Origin of the sequence: Rhizobium sp. N122, assembly GCF_002211295.1 — a bacterium.
In the GTDB taxonomy this organism is placed as follows: Bacteria; Pseudomonadota; Alphaproteobacteria; order Rhizobiales; family Rhizobiaceae; genus Rhizobium.
Genome location: NZ_LOKU01000033.1, coordinates 1 through 15,890 on the forward strand (window position 1 = coordinate 1; position 15,890 = coordinate 15,890).

The following is a 15,890-nucleotide window of genomic DNA, read 5'->3' on the forward strand; positions in this document are numbered from 1 at the left end:
CCGACGCCGAGGCCAGCTTCTCACATTTGCAAGCTTTGCTGGGCGCGAATTCGCCGTCGCAGATCCTCGAACAGCAGTCGACCTTTTTCCGCAAGCGGGTTGAGACAAGTTTGCAGCACGCCAAGGAGGTCCGGGTGCTCTCAAGCAGGGCGGTGGAGGAAATCTCAAAGCCGGTCAAGGATGCTTTTGACAAGGTGCTGACGGACCTCAAGGCGACGTAAAGTTGACTCGGCACTAAGATCAGGGCTGGACGAATCATGATCGGAGCTTCTTTCGAGGAGACAACATTATGCGGCCGACTGATGTTTCATCTGTTCGCGGCGCTGGCGAATTCCGGCGTGATCTGGTCAGAGAGCGGACCCGTGCCGGCCCGGAGGAACGTGGTAGGCGCGGCGGCCGCCGCCGCTGATAAGCTTGCCAGGGCCCATGGCATCTGGTGGCTGGCCACAAAGTGCGCGAGGCCATCGCACCTTACGAGGCTCTTAGATGGTTACATGTGGGGGATAGTAAAATGATTGTAGCTGTTCCAAATAGCGGGGCGTCACGGATTAACCAATCCGGTGTAGAAGCATTACGAGAATTTCCCAACTTTCCAATAGGCGGGATCTTGTTCAAGGATATAGCGCCTATGCTGGCTGGTAGAGGTGCATTGGGCGAAGTCGTTTCTACCGTCGCAAGCCAAGTGTCGGGAACAGAAATCGATGCCATTTTGGCGGTTGATGCGCGTGGTTTCATCTTGGGCGCCTCATTGGCTGATAGGCTTGGTTGCGGTTTCATCATGGTAAGGAAACCCGGTAAACTGCCGGGGGACGTCCTCTCATTTGAATACAGCTGTGAATACTGCTCCGGAACCCTGGAGGTAACTGCCGGCCTCATCGGTGACGGCCTGCGATGCCTGATTGCTGATGACCTTCTAGCGACGGGTGGCACTGCTCGGGCGACTGGGAATTTTGTCAAGTCCCAAGGCGGAGAGATCGCCGGATACGCATTCATACTCGAAATCGAAGTTTTGAAAGGCAGGCGTCAATTGGACGACGCACCAGTGATCAGTGCGATGACGTGCTAGCGCAGCAGCATAGACGTGAGGAGGCAAGCGCATGAATACCCCTGATTGGCTTTCGACACCGCAGGACGTGCATGTAACCAGTCAGACGCTACGGGCCCTCGTCACAAGTGAACTTTCGAAACGAGTCGTCTCGGAAAACGAAATTAAAACGATCTATCTGTTTCTAACACGCAAGTGCAATTTGGGATGCCACCACTGTTACATCGCAGGCGTCGGGTCCAAGGCCAAGGGCATTGATTTCAACCTGGAGACGATCCAAGGACTGATCGAGCAAGCACTACCCAATGGGCTGCGCAAGGTTAAGGTTTCCGGGGGTGAACCGATGGTTCACAAGGAATTCATGGCAGTCATGGAATATCTCGCATCCTGTGGGCTGAAGGAGCTGGTTTTCGAGACGAATGGAACCCTCTTTGACGAGTTCACGATCGAGCAGCTAAGTAGGCTCCCCAATTTGACGGTCTTCATCAGCCTCGACCATTTCGACCCAGAGGCGCACGACGCTTTCAGAGCAAAATCGGGTGCGTTCGCCAAGACTGCGATTGTCCTGCAGCGGCTTGGAAAAACTGACATCTCTACAGTGGTAACGACGACTGCCTATCGCAACAACTATGACAAGGTGATTTCGATTATAGATTTGGTGCTCGGCTGGGGCATCAAGAAGCATCGGACGCTGCTCAACATACATCCGATGGGCAACGCGCGCAGCCATGAGGACAATGCGATAAGCTTGGAGGAATGCGAGCTACTGATAGGCGATCTTTTGAAATCTCCCCATTTTGAGAGTGGCGCTGCATACATGACTCTGCCGCCGGCTCTGATGCCTCTCAAGTATCTGAACGGCGTGCATACTTGCGGTTGGGGCGACAACGTACTGGGCATACTGTCGAACGGACAAGTTTCGATGTGCAGTGCCTCCTACGATGATCCGGAAATGATCGCCGGCAATGCCTTCGAAATGCCCTTGATGGAAATCTGGCGCAACAGCCCGTTCTTCCATGAGCTACGCGAGGTGGTGAGTGGCGAGGTTAAGGGCGTCTGCGGCAACTGCGTGTTTTATCCAGTCTGTCGCGGCTTCTGCAAGATGAGTAGCTGGTCGCACTATGGTGAAAAGGACGCGCCCTATCCGCTGTGCCAGGAACTTTACAATAACGGAGGTTTTCCGGAGTACGCCCTGGTGGACCCGACGAAAGATTCCACCTACCGCCGCGGAGTTATAGCGAAAGAGCGTCGGCCCGCCGCCGAAGCTCCTGTCTATAACTTCTCGGAGGAAATCGCGGCTGCTGCGCAACACACTCACTAACGCAGGAGGCGCGACGTAATAATTGCTGTGTCGACGACGTAATTTAACCAGGTCAACAAAAATAACGTGGAGGATTGGGGATGAGCAGAGCTTTCCGAGGTGCGGCGGGTGTGGCGCACACACTTGCGAACAACGCGATACGATCCGGCAACAAAGCAGCCGCCCAGCAAGCCCAGGTGATTTCTCGTCTCGCGGAAGGACTCGCCCGGCTGCAGGCGGGTTTGGATGACCAAGCTCAGCAATTGACGGCTGGCCTTGTAAAATTAGAGCAATCGCTAAAGGTGTCACGCAGATCGCAACGGTCGAAATCCGGCTCACTCGCTGCTAACGGCGAACTACAAGACTACTACGTTGATATAACCGCCTCGAAGAAATTTGGCAAAGCCAATTGGCCGCGCGCCGCCGATTCAGGTCTTGTAGGACGCCGCATTGGGCGAGGACCGGTTAGGATGACTGGTTCCGACACACAATCGGCAAAGGCGGTTACCGCCGCATTCGCCAAACTTCTCTCGGCTCAGGCACAATTGCTGCAGATACGCAGTGAAGTGGAAGACCTCAAGAAGGCTCAGAGGTAGCGGCAATGGCTAGTTCCCGACTGTTTGGCTACGCCGTTGACGAAGAGGATGGCAAGCTGGTAATCGTGATTGACGGATTGCTTGCCGAAAGTTGCATCCGGCAAATTCGGGACAGCGCCCAGACGGGCCGCGGTGGTGAACTCTTGTCGCGATTGCTGCCGGTAAGTTCGGTTTACAAGCTTATGTCTGGACAAGAGGAACGCGCTGAAGAAACGCTCAGCCTTGAACAGTTGCTTGGACAAAACGTCGACCAGAGTTTCGCTTCCTTCGAACAACAGTTCGCCGACCTGAGGCAGACACTAGCCGAATTCAGCAGCTCGGAAAGTTCGAAATGAATCACGCAGCCGTATCAGGAGTCTCCGCGATGCTTCGGTTGTCACCAGAAGACTCTATTTTGCTGATCACCTGCCGGGCCTACCTACGACCCGAGGATGAAGAGCGTTTGGTCCGTCTCTGCAAGGAGCCTGTCAACTGGCCCTATGTGGTATGGCGCGCCGAGCATAATCGGACGGTGCCGCTGCTTGAGAATCACTTGCGCCGCCTCGATTTGTTGACACTATTGCCCACTGAGGCGGCGCATTACGTTCAGTGCTGGACTGTCATGTCAAAGGTCAGGTCCGCACTCGAATTTCGCAATCTGCCAGAAATCATGGATGCGCTGGATCGGGCCGGCATCGCCTGGTTCCTGGTGAAGGGACCAGATCTCGCGCTTCTCCACTATCCCGATCCACTCCTACGGCCGATGACCGATCTCGACATCATGGTCAAGCCCGCTGACGCGCAGCGCGTGCAGCGGCTCATGTTCGATCTCGGCTACCGGCACGGTATTTTCGACCCTTCAAATGGCAACTGGCATCCGGAACGAAAGGAACTCGATGACGAAACCTTCCGCGAAAGCTATTCCTTGCCGGTGTTTGTAAGGATAGAATCCGTTGAATCTCCGTTCCCTGGTCCCGCGGTGCCACGCCAGCTGCGCTACCGCCACGTAAAGGGATACATCGATTCCGCGAAGAAGCTGCACATGCCCATCTTCATTGATATGCATGTAAATCTTTCCGTCGGCATCGATGTCGAAGACATATGGTCAGGCGTGCGTCTTGCAAACGGTCTAGGCCGCATATTGCAGGTCCAATCCGCGACTGGCGCCGTCTGGTTCCTTTCGGCCAGGCTTTATCACGAGGCCTTCCTTTATAATTCGCTTCGACTATTGATGTTCGGCGATCTTCATGCGGTTCTACACAAAGAAATGGCGAATATTCGCTGGGCGGAGGTCGCTGCGATAGGTTACAAATACGAGATGAGGCCGGCGTTATTTTTCGTCCTGACGCAGATGAAGCGCATCTGTGGGATAGACATACCGTCCGAGTTCCTAGAGCTCATTCGACCTGATCAAACCGAGGTACCACTTCAACATGATTGGGGCGACGTGTTGCCCAAACTGCTGTCTATTCCCACTGTTAACGATCTTGAGCTGGCGTAAATATGGCGCCCGAGTCACCATATCGTACAGATCCTGCGGCGAACGACCTTCGTATCGCAGCAACCGAAACCTCTGCAAAGTTTGCGTCAACAGTCCATCGGGCCCTCACGCGGTCAGGAATAACGATCCTAAACACGCAGGTGTTCAGCAATGGCCAGATGGCTGTCACTCCGCGCGACGGCGGGCTTGGCGGAGATGTGGTGGTCGTGCAAACATTTCCTGACAGCGTTCATGATCGTCTTTTCGAGTTGTTCCTAGCGCTTGGTGCCGTGCGGGCGCGGGGTCCCCGCACGATTACCGCTGTTCTTCCCTACCTCCCATATTCGCGTTCGGATCGCCCTGCCTTCGACGGCGGACCTGTACCGGTGCGAATCCTTGCGGGGATTATCGAAACGCTCGGTATAGATCGGCTGATAACTTTCGAACTCCATGTTCCTCAGTTGTGCGCCGCATTTGCCTGTCCTGTCGTCAATCTTCAGTTCGCTCCCGCCCTAGTTCGCCATCTCGGTTCTGCGGCCGTCGATGGCGACATGGTCGTTTCACCGGACTTCGGCGGAGCGAAGCGAGCTGAGCACTTGGCGGCCCTGCTCGGCTGCCCATTCGCTGTCATGCGCAAGCACCGCAGAGACGATGATGACTTTCGGGAGAGCGTCGAGATTCTGGGGGACGTTGCTGGCCGGACGATCATCCTGATTGACGACGAAATCAACAGTGGTCAGACGGCTTTTTCAGCCGCCGCACATCTCAAAGCGGCAGGCGCTCGCAAGATAACCCTTGCCGCAGCCCATGCCATATTCACGCCGTCGCTGAACGAAAACTGGGGACGGTCTCAGATCGACCGCATCGTTGTGACCGACAGCGTCGGACGTACCGACAATTTCCCCGACAGTGTCGAAGTAGTCTCGATCGGCAACGAAATTGCAGGCGCGCTGCAGGCACGCTGAGAAGCATTACCTGAAATCTAGCATCACGCGATTAACACGTGGATCGAGCGCCTGCTCGAATGCCTCTTGGGCGTTTGACGAGGGCCAAAGATTGACCTGCAGCACGTCGAAGCGTGCGGCGTGTTCAACGATGGTTCGGATGGCATTTCTCACGTCGTCCGCGCTTTGGGCTATGGTGCCGATCAGTTCAATTTCCCGGTAATGCAGAAAGTTAGCGCCTACCGATAGCAAATCGGACGTCGGAATCGATTGGTAGAGTACAATCCTGGCACCGCGTGACGCCGCAGCTATGGCCCCCTGAATGCCTCTGACACCGAAGCGCGTGCAAAAGATGCAGTCGAAGCCCCAGCCATCCGTTAATTTCTCGACGAGTTTCGGATCAGACAGAGAATGAACTGACCCCGTTGCATGGGCGCCGGTCGACATCACAGGCCCATGCGTTGCCACGTCGTCATCGAAAAGGTAAACGTCGCATCCTTTGGTTGTCAGAAGTATCGAATGGAGAAGGCCCATCGTGCCTCCGCCGATGACGGCCACAGTGTCTCCAGCCTTTGCACGCGCCCTATTTATGCCGCGTGCCACGCAGGCGACAGGTTCAACTAACGCGGCACGCTCGGGAGCCAAAAAGGAAGGTACGGAAAAAACCTGATAGGCCGGTACGCCCACAAAATTGGCCAATCCCCCCGGCCCCTGCGGCACCCCTCCTCTCGCTTTAGGATTTAAATATGCACAGTGGTTGTCCAGTCCGAGGCGGCAGGCACGACATTGGCCGCATCTGCGCATTAAAAGCACCGCAACGCGGTCTCCTACGCGCAGGCCATCCGGTACATCGTCCGGCAGAGACACGATCGTGCCTGACAACTCGTGCCCGCCCCAATAGGGGTAAGTCGGCTTGGCGCCCCGATAAACGCGTTGCTCCGGTGTGCAGAGTCCACACAACTCTATCCGCACACCGACTTCGGACGATACGGCGAGTGGAACCGACAATGTCCATTCTTCAACCTTGCGGGGGCAAGTAATTACGAGTCCACGAACCTCCATACGAGACCTCTCGCTCCCCGACACACCGACTGTCCTAAATATGTACACTTACTTGCATCCAGAATCTAGACAACAACCACAGGCGGCAGTCAGAAAGCTGATGAAATCACGTGCCTGCTGGCGGGCTTGCTTATGTCCTGGGTCTTGACAAGCTTCTCGGAGATATCGTCGGCGCGAACGGCAAAGGACGTTTCAAGCGGCAGAAGTGTTCCCTTGCGCAAGGAGCGACGAAACTATTGAAGGTAGAGTGGAGCGCTTGGGCCGCGTCAATGCCACCAGCCTCAAACACGAGCCGCGGTTTACCAGCCCGTTCTTCGATGCATCCTCATCTGCGAAGATGCCATGTCGCCTTCCCTCATCCGCCCGCGCGACCCTCCTAAGAGCCTATCGCCACATCGTCCAAAGCTTCATCCTTCGTGGCGCACCGGTTCGAACCGAACAGACCAACAATCCGAGTCGCACCCGAGAAGGATGACGGCAACTAGATCGGTAGTTGGGCGGCCGCAACATCAGAAAGGTCTCAGCGTTTGCTGGACGCGTGCCTGCGATGGCGGTGGTGGCAACGATCTTCTCTGGCTGCCCCAGGCGCGGGAGAGGCCATTCGACGCTAGCAAGAGTTCGCTCGAACCTGATATCCGTTACCGCAACGACTTCGCTGAGACCACCTCCCAGGCACCATTCTACGATGCCGGCGAACAAGGTCAGCGTTGCCTCGTGAACGGAACCATCTCCCCTCCCCTCCCCTCCACTCTTCGAGGTGTCGACGCAAAAGCGAGAACTCTAGACCATCAGGGGATTGGCGTTCAGGCGGCCCTTCGGGAGCAGAGACGGAAATACGTCTACCAGCATGGTCGGTCCCATCGCAGACAAATCGCGTGCACATCCTGCAAGTGGTCCAGCCGCGGTGACATCCAGGATGGCAGTCGGGGCGAGAGCGTCAACCCCATCTGCCTCGCACTCGTCGACTACTTCTACATCCCAAGTGCGAGTGGAAAAGATCCTCGCACGTAGCCTATGATCGTCCTGAAGCAGCTACGCTTCGGAGTAAATTTTTGGTGTCGAGATCGCGAATACCTGCATGAATTTCTCCGCCGCCGTTAGGCGCCGGGAACTCTGCACGAATTGGAATCGGGCGTCCGTTGTAGAATGCTTACGGTTTTGTGCGAGTGAGTCGCGGCAAGGGGATCACCGACTTTGCCGAGGTCTTCTGCTTTTCGTCTAAATCGCCGGGGCACATTTGTAGGATTCACAATAAAACACACCATGACCAATCGGTACCGCGGTCTTGCTAAGCTGCAGGATATAAACGGAAAAATCCATTTACTCTACGTTCCGGGTTTATCCACGTTAGCCTTTCGTTAACCTAAAACCCCTTGCTCAAAATGCAGAATCGGCTCTAATAGCTAGTGGCGGAACTTTGGCGGTTTCGCGAAAAGTTCCGCCACTTGCAGGAAATGGATTTTGAGATGGCGAAAACCGCAGCAAAAACAGCGCCGGTCGCCGAAGGGTTGACCGCATTGATGGAGCGTCATGCTGACGCTCTCTCCAGCCAACTTCAAGCACATCATCTCAAGGTCTTCCCGCCGACGTCCGAAAAGGGCATTCGATCCTTTGCACCGTCAGAAGCCTCAAAATTGCTTGGCATCGGTGAGTCTTATCTTAGACAAACTGCTTCGGAAATGCCTGAACTGCACGTTAGTATGAGCCCTGGCGGTCGACGCACGTTCACGATCGAAGATATTCATTCAATCCGTAAGCACCTGGACCTGATTGGCCGCGGGAACCGGCGCTACCTGCCCCATCGTCGCACGGGGGAGCAGCTTCAAGTCGTCTCGGTGATGAATTTCAAAGGCGGCTCGGGCAAGACGACGACAGCCGCGCATCTGGCACAGTACCTGGCAATGCGTGGCTACCGGATTCTCGCGATTGATCTTGATCCCCAAGCAAGCCTTTCCGCACTCTTCGGCAGTCAGCCAGAAACTGACGTTGGTCCGAACGAAACACTCTATGGCGCCATCCGGTATGATGACGAGCAGGTCCCAATCGAGCAGGTTGTCCGAGGAACGTACATCCCGGATCTTCATCTAATTCCTGGCAATCTTGAACTGATGGAGTTCGAGCACGATACCCCGCGCGCGCTTATGAACCGGAAGGAAGGTGACACGCTTTTTTACGGTCGGATCAGTCAGGTCATCGAAGACATCGCGGACAACTACGATGTCGTCGTTATCGATTGCCCTCCCCAACTTGGCTATCTCACGCTTTCAGCTCTGACCGCCGCAACCTCGATCCTCGTCACCGTCCATCCCCAGATGTTGGATGTAATGTCGATGAACCAGTTTCTGGCGATGACCTCGAATCTCCTTCGGGAAATCGAGAACGCAGGCGCCCAGTTCAAGTTCAATTGGATGCGCTACCTCGTCACTCGTTTTGAACCGAGCGATGGCCCGCAGAACCAGATGGTGGGCTATCTGCGTTCGATCTTCGGCGAAAATGTCCTCAATTTTCCGATGCTCAAGACGACCGCCGTTTCGGACGCTGGCCTGACGAATCAAACCCTCTTTGAGGTTGAGCGCGGACAGTTCACGCGCTCGACCTATGATCGGGCCTTAGAGGCGATGAACGCCGTCAACGACGAGATCGAAACTCTAATCAAAAAAGCATGGGGTAGAACCACATGAGTCGGAAGCACCTCCTTGACGTCACCACGGACGCGCCCGACAGCTCATCAGCTGCTGAACACAGAGCGGCAAAGACTCGCTCCATGCCGCTTCTCGGCGTGACCAGAAAAGAACGAGATCCAGCGACGAAGCTGACTGCAAACATCGGTAACGCGTTGCGCGAGCAAAATGATCGTCTTGGTCGTGCCGAGGAGATCGAGCGGCGTCTCGCCGAAGGTCAGGCCGTGGTTGAACTGAACGCGTCGTCAATCGAGCCGTCCTTCGTTCAGGATCGCATGCAAGGTGATATCGAAGGACTTCGTGCATCCATCCGCGAGCAAGGACAGCAGGTCCCAATCCTTGTGAGACCTCATCCCGTTAAACCCGCGCACTACCAAGTTGCCTTTGGACACCGCCGGCTGCGCGCCGTTTCGGAGCTAGGACTGCCGGTCAAGGCGGTTGTTCGAGACTTGACGGACGAGCAGTTGGTTGTCGCACAGGGTCAGGAAAACAATGAGCGCGAAGACCTCACCTTCATCGAAAAGGCACGTTTCGCACACAAGCTAAACAAGCAGTTTCCACGAGAAATCGTCATCGCGGCTATGTCAATCGATAAAAGCAACTTGTCGAAGATGCTCCTGCTTGTTGACGCCCTCCCCTCTGAATTGATCGATGCCATCGGCGCCGCTCCAGGCGTTGGACGCCCAAGTTGGCAGCAATTGGCAGAGCTGGTTGAGAAAGCATCGCCTCCGGCAGGCGCTGCGAAATATGCTGCCTCGGAGGAGGTGCAGGCGCTGCCGTCGTCGGAACGGTTCAAGGCAGTGATCGACCATCTGAAACCGCGTCGGACTGCGCGCGGGTTGCCAGACGTCCTGTCGACCCCCGATGGCGACAGGCTTGCGCAGGTCACGCAGAGCAAGAGCAAGCTCGAAATTACCATTGACAGGAAAGCCACGCCGGATTTCGCGGCTTTCGTACTCGAGCATTTGCCGGCGCTTTACCAGGAGCATCGCGCAAAGCATCAACGGAAACAGGGAGTGTAACCCGCAAAAGAAAAGAGCTCCCTCAACGTCGCCGTCGTGGAAGCCCTTCTGTCTCTGTAGCAAGAACAGAATCGCATTTCCTCGAATCCTCGTCAAGAGTCTTTGGCGCCGTTTTGGTGAGCGAATTTCCTTTGCCTGCTGAAAGGTGAGAGACAATGCAGTCGGGGAATGTAGCGACGCCGTTCGGGCGGCGGCCAATGACGCTTGCGCTCGTGCGGCGCCAGGCGGCAATGGAAATCAAGCATGGAAAAGCTGCCGATAAGTGGAAAGTGTTGAGAGACGCTTCCGCCGCGATGGAACTGCTCAAGATCCAGTCGAACAGTCTGGCTGTTCTTGACGCACTTTTGAGCTTTTATCCTGACAATGAGTTGCGTCAGGATGCACAATTGATTGTCTTCCCCTCGAATGCCCAACTGGCGCTTCGGGCGCATGCAATGGCTGGCGCAACGTTGCGGCGGCATATTGCCATTCTGGTGGAGTCGGGGTTGATCGTCCGTAAGGATAGCGCCAATGGCAAGCGCTTCGCCCGCAAGGGCGACGATGGCCAGATCGAGAATGCTTTTGGCTTCGACCTGTCGCCCCTCCTGGCGCGATCGGAAGAGTTGGCGATGTTGGCGCAAAGAGTGGCGGCCGAGAGAGCCTCGCTCAGGAAAGCCAAAGAGAGCCTTACAATTTGCCGGCGGGATGTTCGCAAACTTATTACTGCTGCAATGGTCGAGGGCGCCGACGGCGATTGGAAGACGACCGAGGACATCTACATTGCGCTCGCGAGCAGAATTCCGCGCGTTCCGACCCTTGAAGGGGTCACTAGCGTTCTCAATGAAATGGAGATGCTCCGTGAGGAAGTGCTTAATCGTTTGGAAAACCTCGATAATGCTGAAAAAATTAGCACCAATGCTGCTCATATCGAGCAGCACATACAGAATTCAAAACCCGAATCCATAAATGAATCTGAACCACGCTCCGAAAAGGAGCAGGGGGCAAAGGCGAGCTTGAGCCATCAGCCGAAGAATGAATCGCAAAGGGCGTTCCCCTTGGGATTGGTGCTCAAGGCGTGCCCGATGATCAGCGACTATGCACTGCGCGGCGTGGGGAGCTGGCGAGATCTGATGTCTGCCGCTGTGGTGGTTCGATCTATGCTGGGGGTAAGCCCTTCCGCCTACCAGGATGCCTGCGAGGCGCTAGGACCGGAGAATGCTGCGGTGGCAATTGCGTGCATCCTGGAAAGGGCTAACTTCATCAACTCTCCTGGAGGCTATCTGCGGGATCTAACGCGCCGAAGTGAGCGCGGTGAGTTCTCGCTTGGCCCGATGATAATGGCGTTGTTGAAGGCCAACGGGCAAGGCGGTTTGAGGGCTGGGTAAGTGCGGCTGATCGTTATTCCTGCCGTTGAGGATTTCGGTTGTGGTCAGCTGACCACCAAGCTAACCCCTTGGAAAACACCAACTTTCAAAGGCGGCTTGTCGCAGGCATTGTGCCGGTTACCGTCTGGCTCCCGAGCCAAATGACGCCTCTTGGGGGAACAGTAGACCGTGATCTCAATACGAACGCGCCCAAGGTCGCGCACGAACAAGACCAGGAGCGAAGTCTTCGCACGAAATGGCAGCCGCCTTTCATCAATTCATTGGCACCGGCGCGGCAAATCGCAAGGCGGCCGGCTGTGCCGGCTAATCGCGAGTGGGCGATGGCGCCGCATGGATAGGACGCAATAGGAACAACTACCTGCTGCCATCCGCAGCGCCGGAATCTACGGGGCTGATTCGCGGCGGCACTTCCACAACACTGGGAGAATTCATCAACCGCTATCTTGGGCGAGGTGACGCAATGATCCACTCGACCCTATGGTCTTTTGACCAGGCAAGAATGGCATTCGAGGTGAGTTTGGTGCCGTTGTCGGAGAGATCATTGCGAGTTTCGAGCGAGGCGACGACCGGAGATCGAGGTGTCCGGGGATCGCCGCGAGGCATTCTCGCGTCGCGTCATCGACGATGTTGAGCACGCGAAACCCCCTTCCGTAAGCGAACTTGCAGGCACGCGCGCACCGATCCTGGCCAACGCGAAGGCTCTGCCCGCTGGTCGCTGGATTTTGTTCGTGACCAAAAGCAAATGATCCAGTGGAACATTTCTCCACCGAACGACTGAGGCATATACCTATCTCGCAAGGCCCAGCCATCGGCACAGTATTTGAGTCCGTTGAAGAAGGTGATGGGTCCAGGCGGCTTGGAGGAGGCATAGCCGATCCAGCCGCCGAGTTTGGCGATGATCCAAGCGGCCCAGGCGAGCGAAGCTTTGGGATGGGGATTGGATTGCAGCTTGGTCTTGCCCTTGAAGCGGCTTTCGAGGGCGGCGAGCGTGTTGATCTCGTGGGGACTGACTGCCAGGCTTGCCGGGTGAGGATCGCCGCCACTGCGGTCCTGCACGAGTTGGAGGACGATTGCCGCGGCCTTGGCGGCGATGGCGACGAGCTTTTCCAGCCGCGGCGCTAACTGCAATTGGCTGTCCTCGATCTTGAAGCCCTGCGTCTTCATCACCCGGAAGAACTGCTCGATCATCCAGCGCTGCTTGTACCAAGCGACGATCTGCCAGGCGTCAGTCGCACTGGAGAGCGCATGGGTGGTCAAGAGCAGCCAATGCAAGGGCTCGACACCGTCGGGTGCGTCCGGTTCGACGACCTCGACCCAACTGAGCCTAACCCCGTCGGGCAGCCCTTCTTCGCGCAGGTTTTGCGGTCGCCTGATCGTCGCCTGGCCGAAGCGCAGGCACAACGATGCCTGCCGCGCCGGACGGTCGGCGCGCTCGCGCAGCTCGCTCGTTTGGGTGTCGCAGAACCGAACTGTCTCTACGACATCACGCAGTTTAGAGCCGCCGATGAGTGCATGGTCATGCATGACGCGCGACAAAAGATCGAAGCGTTGGTCGGGCAGGCGCGCCCACATCATAAAGAAGTCGCCCTATTGCGCGACCTCGCCAATGAGCGATGGCGTTTCGGCGACCGGCGGCTTCGGCGGGGGGGGAGCGCCGTTGGGGTCGACCGCATCTACGGGCTCTATCGCGAAGAAGGACTTTCCGTTCGCAAGCAGAAAAGCCGGGGCGGCACGCTGTCGGCACGCGTGGCCCGATCCTGGTCGAAGCGAAGGCCAATGCCCGAAGCTCGCTGAATCTCGTTCACGACCAGTTCGCTTGCGGAAGGAGGTTTCGCGTGCTCAACTTCGTCGAAGACGTGACCCGCGAATGCCTGGCGGCGATCCCGTGCACCTCGATCTTGCGTCGTCGCGTCGCTCGCGAACTGTCGGTCCTCATCGAACGGCGCGGCAAACCGGGGATGATCGTCTCCGACAACGGCACGGAATCCTCGAATGCCATCCTTGCCAGGTCGAAGGATCATAGTGTCGAGTCGCACGGCATCACGCCGGGAAGCCGATGCAAAACGCTAATGTCGAGAGCTTCAACGGCCGGATGCGGGACGAGATGGTCAACCGAAGCCTGTTCCTCGGCTGCGATTATGCCCGAAGCGCCATTGCTGGGCCGACGATTACAACCACTTCCGGCCGCACTCATCGCTCGGACCAGACCCGGGCACGTGATGCAGATACCATTGCCGCAACCGGCTCCAACGCTGCGCGAGATGAAAGCTTCGCGTTTCCGCCACTTGGCGTACTCGGAGCGCGCAGGCTCTAGTCGCTGCCGGAGAGGATTGAGTGCTAGGTCAGCGGGTCCACTGATCGAGGTTTTTCGCCAGACTCTGCTGTCGTGGGCCAGCAAGTTTTTTGGGGTGGGACGCACTGCCAACAGCTGCTTTTCCGGTGGTCAGCTGACCACAGCTACAACACTCTGAAAAGAAACGACATTTTCGGGCGCTACTATGGACGGCGCATGACCCGCTCCTCGCGCCACCTCTCACAAGATCGGTTGTGTAGAGATAGGTACCGTCCTGTCGCCGCCATGGGTCGCGGGGTCTTGGCGGTCATTTTTGATCGTACATGACGTTCTAAGGGCATTGGTCATGGTTGCCCGGGTAGAATGGCCGACAGCCCTTCTATGCGGCTGGTGTAGTAAGGTCAGTTGATGCACGGAGCCGATTGAGCGGCTTCGTGTTCGAACGAACAATCGCGGTGTTTGTCACGACTGAAAGGAGACATTGCTTTGTAATCTTAACGGCGGTCTCCGCAGGATGCTTCAGGACGAAGACCTCCCAGGCTTAGAGGACAGTCGAAATTTGCTGGTCGTAAAACGAATGTTTGCAGATCTTCGGCCGTAATCATTCTTGTAGGAAATACAGCTGGCGGCGCGGACAAATGGCTCAATCAAATTGTCGAGCATCCTTGAAAGAACGCCGAAACGCGGACGGATTGTAAAAGAAACAAATACTGTCTGACTGAGTTCCGGCTCGCGCCCGAATTCGTCGTGCAGCCGAGACGGCTTTTTGGTAGCGAGGGGAGCGGCTGTCCTCTGCTTTTACCCGCGCCGCCGAGGGTCATGGCCCGCGCGCCTCTGCGGATCATAATCACCGCGGCTGAAGCCTTCAGCACGTTCCGGGGGAGGGGGCGAGCAGGCGGAGGAAGCCGGCTCCGCGGCGAGGATGTAGGCGCTGAGCTGAAACCGCGGAGCGATAGCGACTAGCGGTCCTGGCGCTACAGATCCCCAAAGGCCGGACCTGACGGCTATGCAGTCGAATAGCGACAAGAAAAGACTCTCTGCCATCGGGCGTCGGATGAACCATGCCCTCAACGGCGAATGAGGCCAAATCGGTGGGCTTCGTCCAGCAGGACCCGCACCGAGGACGGTTGCCAGTTCTTGCCGCTGCGCACAGGCCGTTCTCCCATCTGGTCCAGTTGCGCGGCAATGTCGCGCAGCGACAGGTTGGGATCGGCAATGGCAATTGCCGCCACCAGCTTCATCAGATAGTCTTCGGGAGCCCGGCGAGGGGATCGAGCAAGGAGTTCCTTCTCCGCGAGCTTTTCGCGTACCATGCGATGAACAGCGCGACGAAGGCGTTCGACGGTCCAGTCGTGGCCACGGCGATTGAGAACCCGCACGACATTGTCCCAACTGTGCTGCGGCCGGAGTTGACGCACCATCGGCAGCCACGTCTGCGCCGATGCAATGAGTTCATCGAGATAGAGCTTCTCCCGTGCCTGCGAGATTGCCTTGATCGCCTCCGGCCGTCGTTCTCGCAGACCGGGATTTCCAGGAAGCTTTCCGCGTGCCTTCGCCGCCTTAATGCCGGCTTTGGTACGCTCAGCGATTAGCGCCCGCTCGAGCTGCGCGACGGCGCCGAGGACCTGAAGGGAAAACATGCCTTGCGGGGTCGACGTATCGATTGGATCGCGGATCGACCGGAAATGCACGCCGCGGGCCTCGAGGTCCTCGATCACCGACAAGAGATGACTGACGGATCGGGCCAGTCGATCGAGGCGCACGACAATGAGGACGTCGCCGGCGCTAAGTTCAGCGAGTAATCGCGTCAGCACCGGTCGAGCCCGCGATGCTCCGGAACCATGCTCCTGATGGATCCGATCGCAGCCGGCTGCACGCAGCTCGTCCAACTGGGCATCGTGGACCTGTTCATCCGTCGACACCCGGGCATAACCGATCAGCCGCTTGGGAGATTGTTGGTTGTCAAATGTTTGTGGCTTTGCCATCGCGCTTGTAACGGCCCTGTCTCGAAGTAGTTTGTACAGATAAGGCATGCGTTAGAAATCGAACAGTTGCAAGCGTGTTTTATGGCCTAAATGCAGCCCCGTCAGACTCGAAATGCGACGCGGAACGAGCATCCGGCCG

13 protein-coding genes and 3 pseudogenes are annotated in these 15,890 nt (G+C 56.9%); 11 read left to right on the forward strand and 5 right to left on the reverse strand.

Annotated features, from left to right (window positions below; genetic code table 11):
* The 7 genes from ATY75_RS21355 to prs all read left to right on the forward strand — a co-directional run.
* Nucleotides 1–221 (forward strand): phasin family protein (locus ATY75_RS21355; protein WP_190241400.1); only part of this gene is annotated, 221 nt, incomplete at its 5' end.
* Nucleotides 222–511: 290 nt separating this feature from the next.
* Nucleotides 512–1,066: an adenine phosphoribosyltransferase gene (locus tag ATY75_RS21365; protein ID WP_004672710.1), complete on the forward strand. Its 555-nt coding sequence runs from the start codon at nucleotides 512–514 to the stop codon at nucleotides 1,064–1,066.
* 31 nt (nucleotides 1,067–1,097) lie between these two features.
* Nucleotides 1,098–2,366, forward strand: coding sequence for a radical SAM protein (locus ATY75_RS21370; RefSeq protein ID WP_088939101.1), 1,269 nt, complete (start codon nucleotides 1,098–1,100; stop codon nucleotides 2,364–2,366).
* A gap of 80 nt (nucleotides 2,367–2,446) precedes the next feature.
* Complete coding sequence (locus ATY75_RS21375) at nucleotides 2,447–2,941, forward strand: hypothetical protein (RefSeq protein WP_088939102.1); 495 nt, start codon at nucleotides 2,447–2,449, stop codon at nucleotides 2,939–2,941.
* A 5-nt stretch (nucleotides 2,942–2,946) separates the two neighbouring features.
* Nucleotides 2,947–3,276 (forward strand): hypothetical protein, encoded by a 330-nt coding sequence (locus ATY75_RS21380; protein WP_016737353.1) that lies wholly within the window; start codon nucleotides 2,947–2,949, stop codon nucleotides 3,274–3,276.
* Nucleotides 3,273–4,421 carry a nucleotidyltransferase family protein gene (locus tag ATY75_RS21385; protein ID WP_245317610.1) on the forward strand — a complete coding sequence of 383 codons (1,149 nt, stop codon included), beginning with the start codon at nucleotides 3,273–3,275 and terminating at the stop codon, nucleotides 4,419–4,421. Before ATY75_RS21380 ends, ATY75_RS21385 begins: the two co-directional genes overlap by 4 nt.
* Nucleotides 4,422–4,423: 2 nt before the next feature.
* The gene (gene prs, locus ATY75_RS21390) at nucleotides 4,424–5,365 is read left to right on the forward strand and encodes a ribose-phosphate diphosphokinase (protein ID WP_081278605.1); all 942 of its coding nucleotides are present in this window, start codon (nucleotides 4,424–4,426) and stop codon (nucleotides 5,363–5,365) included.
* A 6-nt stretch (nucleotides 5,366–5,371) separates the two neighbouring features.
* Here the strand turns inward: prs and ATY75_RS35475 are convergent, their stop codons facing one another.
* The gene (locus ATY75_RS35475) at nucleotides 5,372–6,406 is read right to left on the reverse strand and encodes a medium chain dehydrogenase/reductase family protein (RefSeq protein ID WP_011053500.1); all 1,035 of its coding nucleotides are present in this window, start codon (nucleotides 6,404–6,406) and stop codon (nucleotides 5,372–5,374) included.
* 384 nt (nucleotides 6,407–6,790) lie between these two features.
* Nucleotides 6,791–7,438 (reverse strand): annotated as a pseudogene (locus tag ATY75_RS21400) (acyl-homoserine-lactone synthase).
* Nucleotides 7,439–7,872: 434 nt separating this feature from the next.
* Here ATY75_RS21400 and repA point away from each other — a divergent pair.
* The 3 genes from repA (at nucleotide 7,873) to repC (ending at nucleotide 11,473) form a co-directional block, all read left to right on the forward strand.
* Complete coding sequence (gene repA / locus ATY75_RS21405) at nucleotides 7,873–9,087, forward strand: plasmid partitioning protein RepA (protein WP_088939125.1); 1,215 nt, start codon at nucleotides 7,873–7,875, stop codon at nucleotides 9,085–9,087.
* Entirely contained in the window at nucleotides 9,084–10,109 is a 1,026-nt protein-coding gene (repB, locus tag ATY75_RS21410; RefSeq protein ID WP_088939103.1) for a plasmid partitioning protein RepB, read from the forward strand. The genes repA and repB overlap by 4 nt, the downstream gene beginning before the upstream one ends.
* 155 nt (nucleotides 10,110–10,264) lie before the next feature.
* Entirely contained in the window at nucleotides 10,265–11,473 is a 1,209-nt protein-coding gene (gene repC / locus ATY75_RS21415; protein ID WP_088939104.1) for a plasmid replication protein RepC, read from the forward strand.
* A gap of 465 nt (nucleotides 11,474–11,938) precedes the next feature.
* Here repC and ATY75_RS21425 read toward each other — a convergent pair.
* Both ATY75_RS21425 and ATY75_RS21430 read right to left on the reverse strand, forming a co-directional pair.
* Nucleotides 11,939–12,132, reverse strand: a pseudogene (locus tag ATY75_RS21425) (IS3 family transposase); the annotation flags it as partial.
* The gene (locus ATY75_RS21430; RefSeq protein WP_088939106.1) at nucleotides 12,089–13,048 is read right to left on the reverse strand and encodes an IS4 family transposase; all 960 of its coding nucleotides are present in this window, start codon (nucleotides 13,046–13,048) and stop codon (nucleotides 12,089–12,091) included. The gene ATY75_RS21430 and the pseudogene ATY75_RS21425, both read right to left, overlap by 44 nt.
* 15 nt (nucleotides 13,049–13,063) lie before the next feature.
* On the opposite strand from ATY75_RS21430, the pseudogene ATY75_RS21435 reads away from it, so the two are divergent.
* A pseudogene (locus ATY75_RS21435) lies at nucleotides 13,064–13,807 on the forward strand (integrase core domain-containing protein); the annotation flags it as partial.
* Nucleotides 13,808–14,833: 1,026 nt separating this feature from the next.
* Here ATY75_RS21435 and ATY75_RS21445 read toward each other — a convergent pair.
* On the reverse strand, nucleotides 14,834–15,751 hold the full coding sequence (locus tag ATY75_RS21445; RefSeq protein ID WP_008534020.1) for a recombinase family protein: 918 nt from the start codon (nucleotides 15,749–15,751) through the stop codon (nucleotides 14,834–14,836).
* Nucleotides 15,752–15,890: the final 139 nt, after the last annotated feature.

Bases quoted from the DNA above. Each gene is read 5' to 3' on its own strand.
- ATY75_RS21365 (WP_004672710.1), top strand. From the start codon at position 512: ATGATTGTAGCTGTTCCAAATAGCGGGGCGTCACGGATTAACCAATCC.
- ATY75_RS21370 (WP_088939101.1), top strand. From the start codon at position 1,098: ATGAATACCCCTGATTGGCTTTCGACACCGCAGGACGTGCATGTAACC.
- ATY75_RS21375 (WP_088939102.1), top strand. From the start codon at position 2,447: ATGAGCAGAGCTTTCCGAGGTGCGGCGGGTGTGGCGCACACACTTGCG.
- ATY75_RS21380 (WP_016737353.1), top strand. From the start codon at position 2,947: ATGGCTAGTTCCCGACTGTTTGGCTACGCCGTTGACGAAGAGGATGGC.
- ATY75_RS21385 (WP_245317610.1), top strand. From the start codon at position 3,273: ATGAATCACGCAGCCGTATCAGGAGTCTCCGCGATGCTTCGGTTGTCA.
- prs (WP_081278605.1), top strand. From the start codon at position 4,424: ATGGCGCCCGAGTCACCATATCGTACAGATCCTGCGGCGAACGACCTT.
- ATY75_RS35475 (WP_011053500.1), bottom strand. From the start codon at position 6,406: ATGGAGGTTCGTGGACTCGTAATTACTTGCCCCCGCAAGGTTGAAGAA.
- repA (WP_088939125.1), top strand. From the start codon at position 7,873: ATGGCGAAAACCGCAGCAAAAACAGCGCCGGTCGCCGAAGGGTTGACC.
- repB (WP_088939103.1), top strand. From the start codon at position 9,084: ATGAGTCGGAAGCACCTCCTTGACGTCACCACGGACGCGCCCGACAGC.
- repC (WP_088939104.1), top strand. From the start codon at position 10,265: ATGCAGTCGGGGAATGTAGCGACGCCGTTCGGGCGGCGGCCAATGACG.
- ATY75_RS21430 (WP_088939106.1), bottom strand. From the start codon at position 13,048: ATGATGTGGGCGCGCCTGCCCGACCAACGCTTCGATCTTTTGTCGCGC.
- ATY75_RS21445 (WP_008534020.1), bottom strand. From the start codon at position 15,751: ATGGCAAAGCCACAAACATTTGACAACCAACAATCTCCCAAGCGGCTG.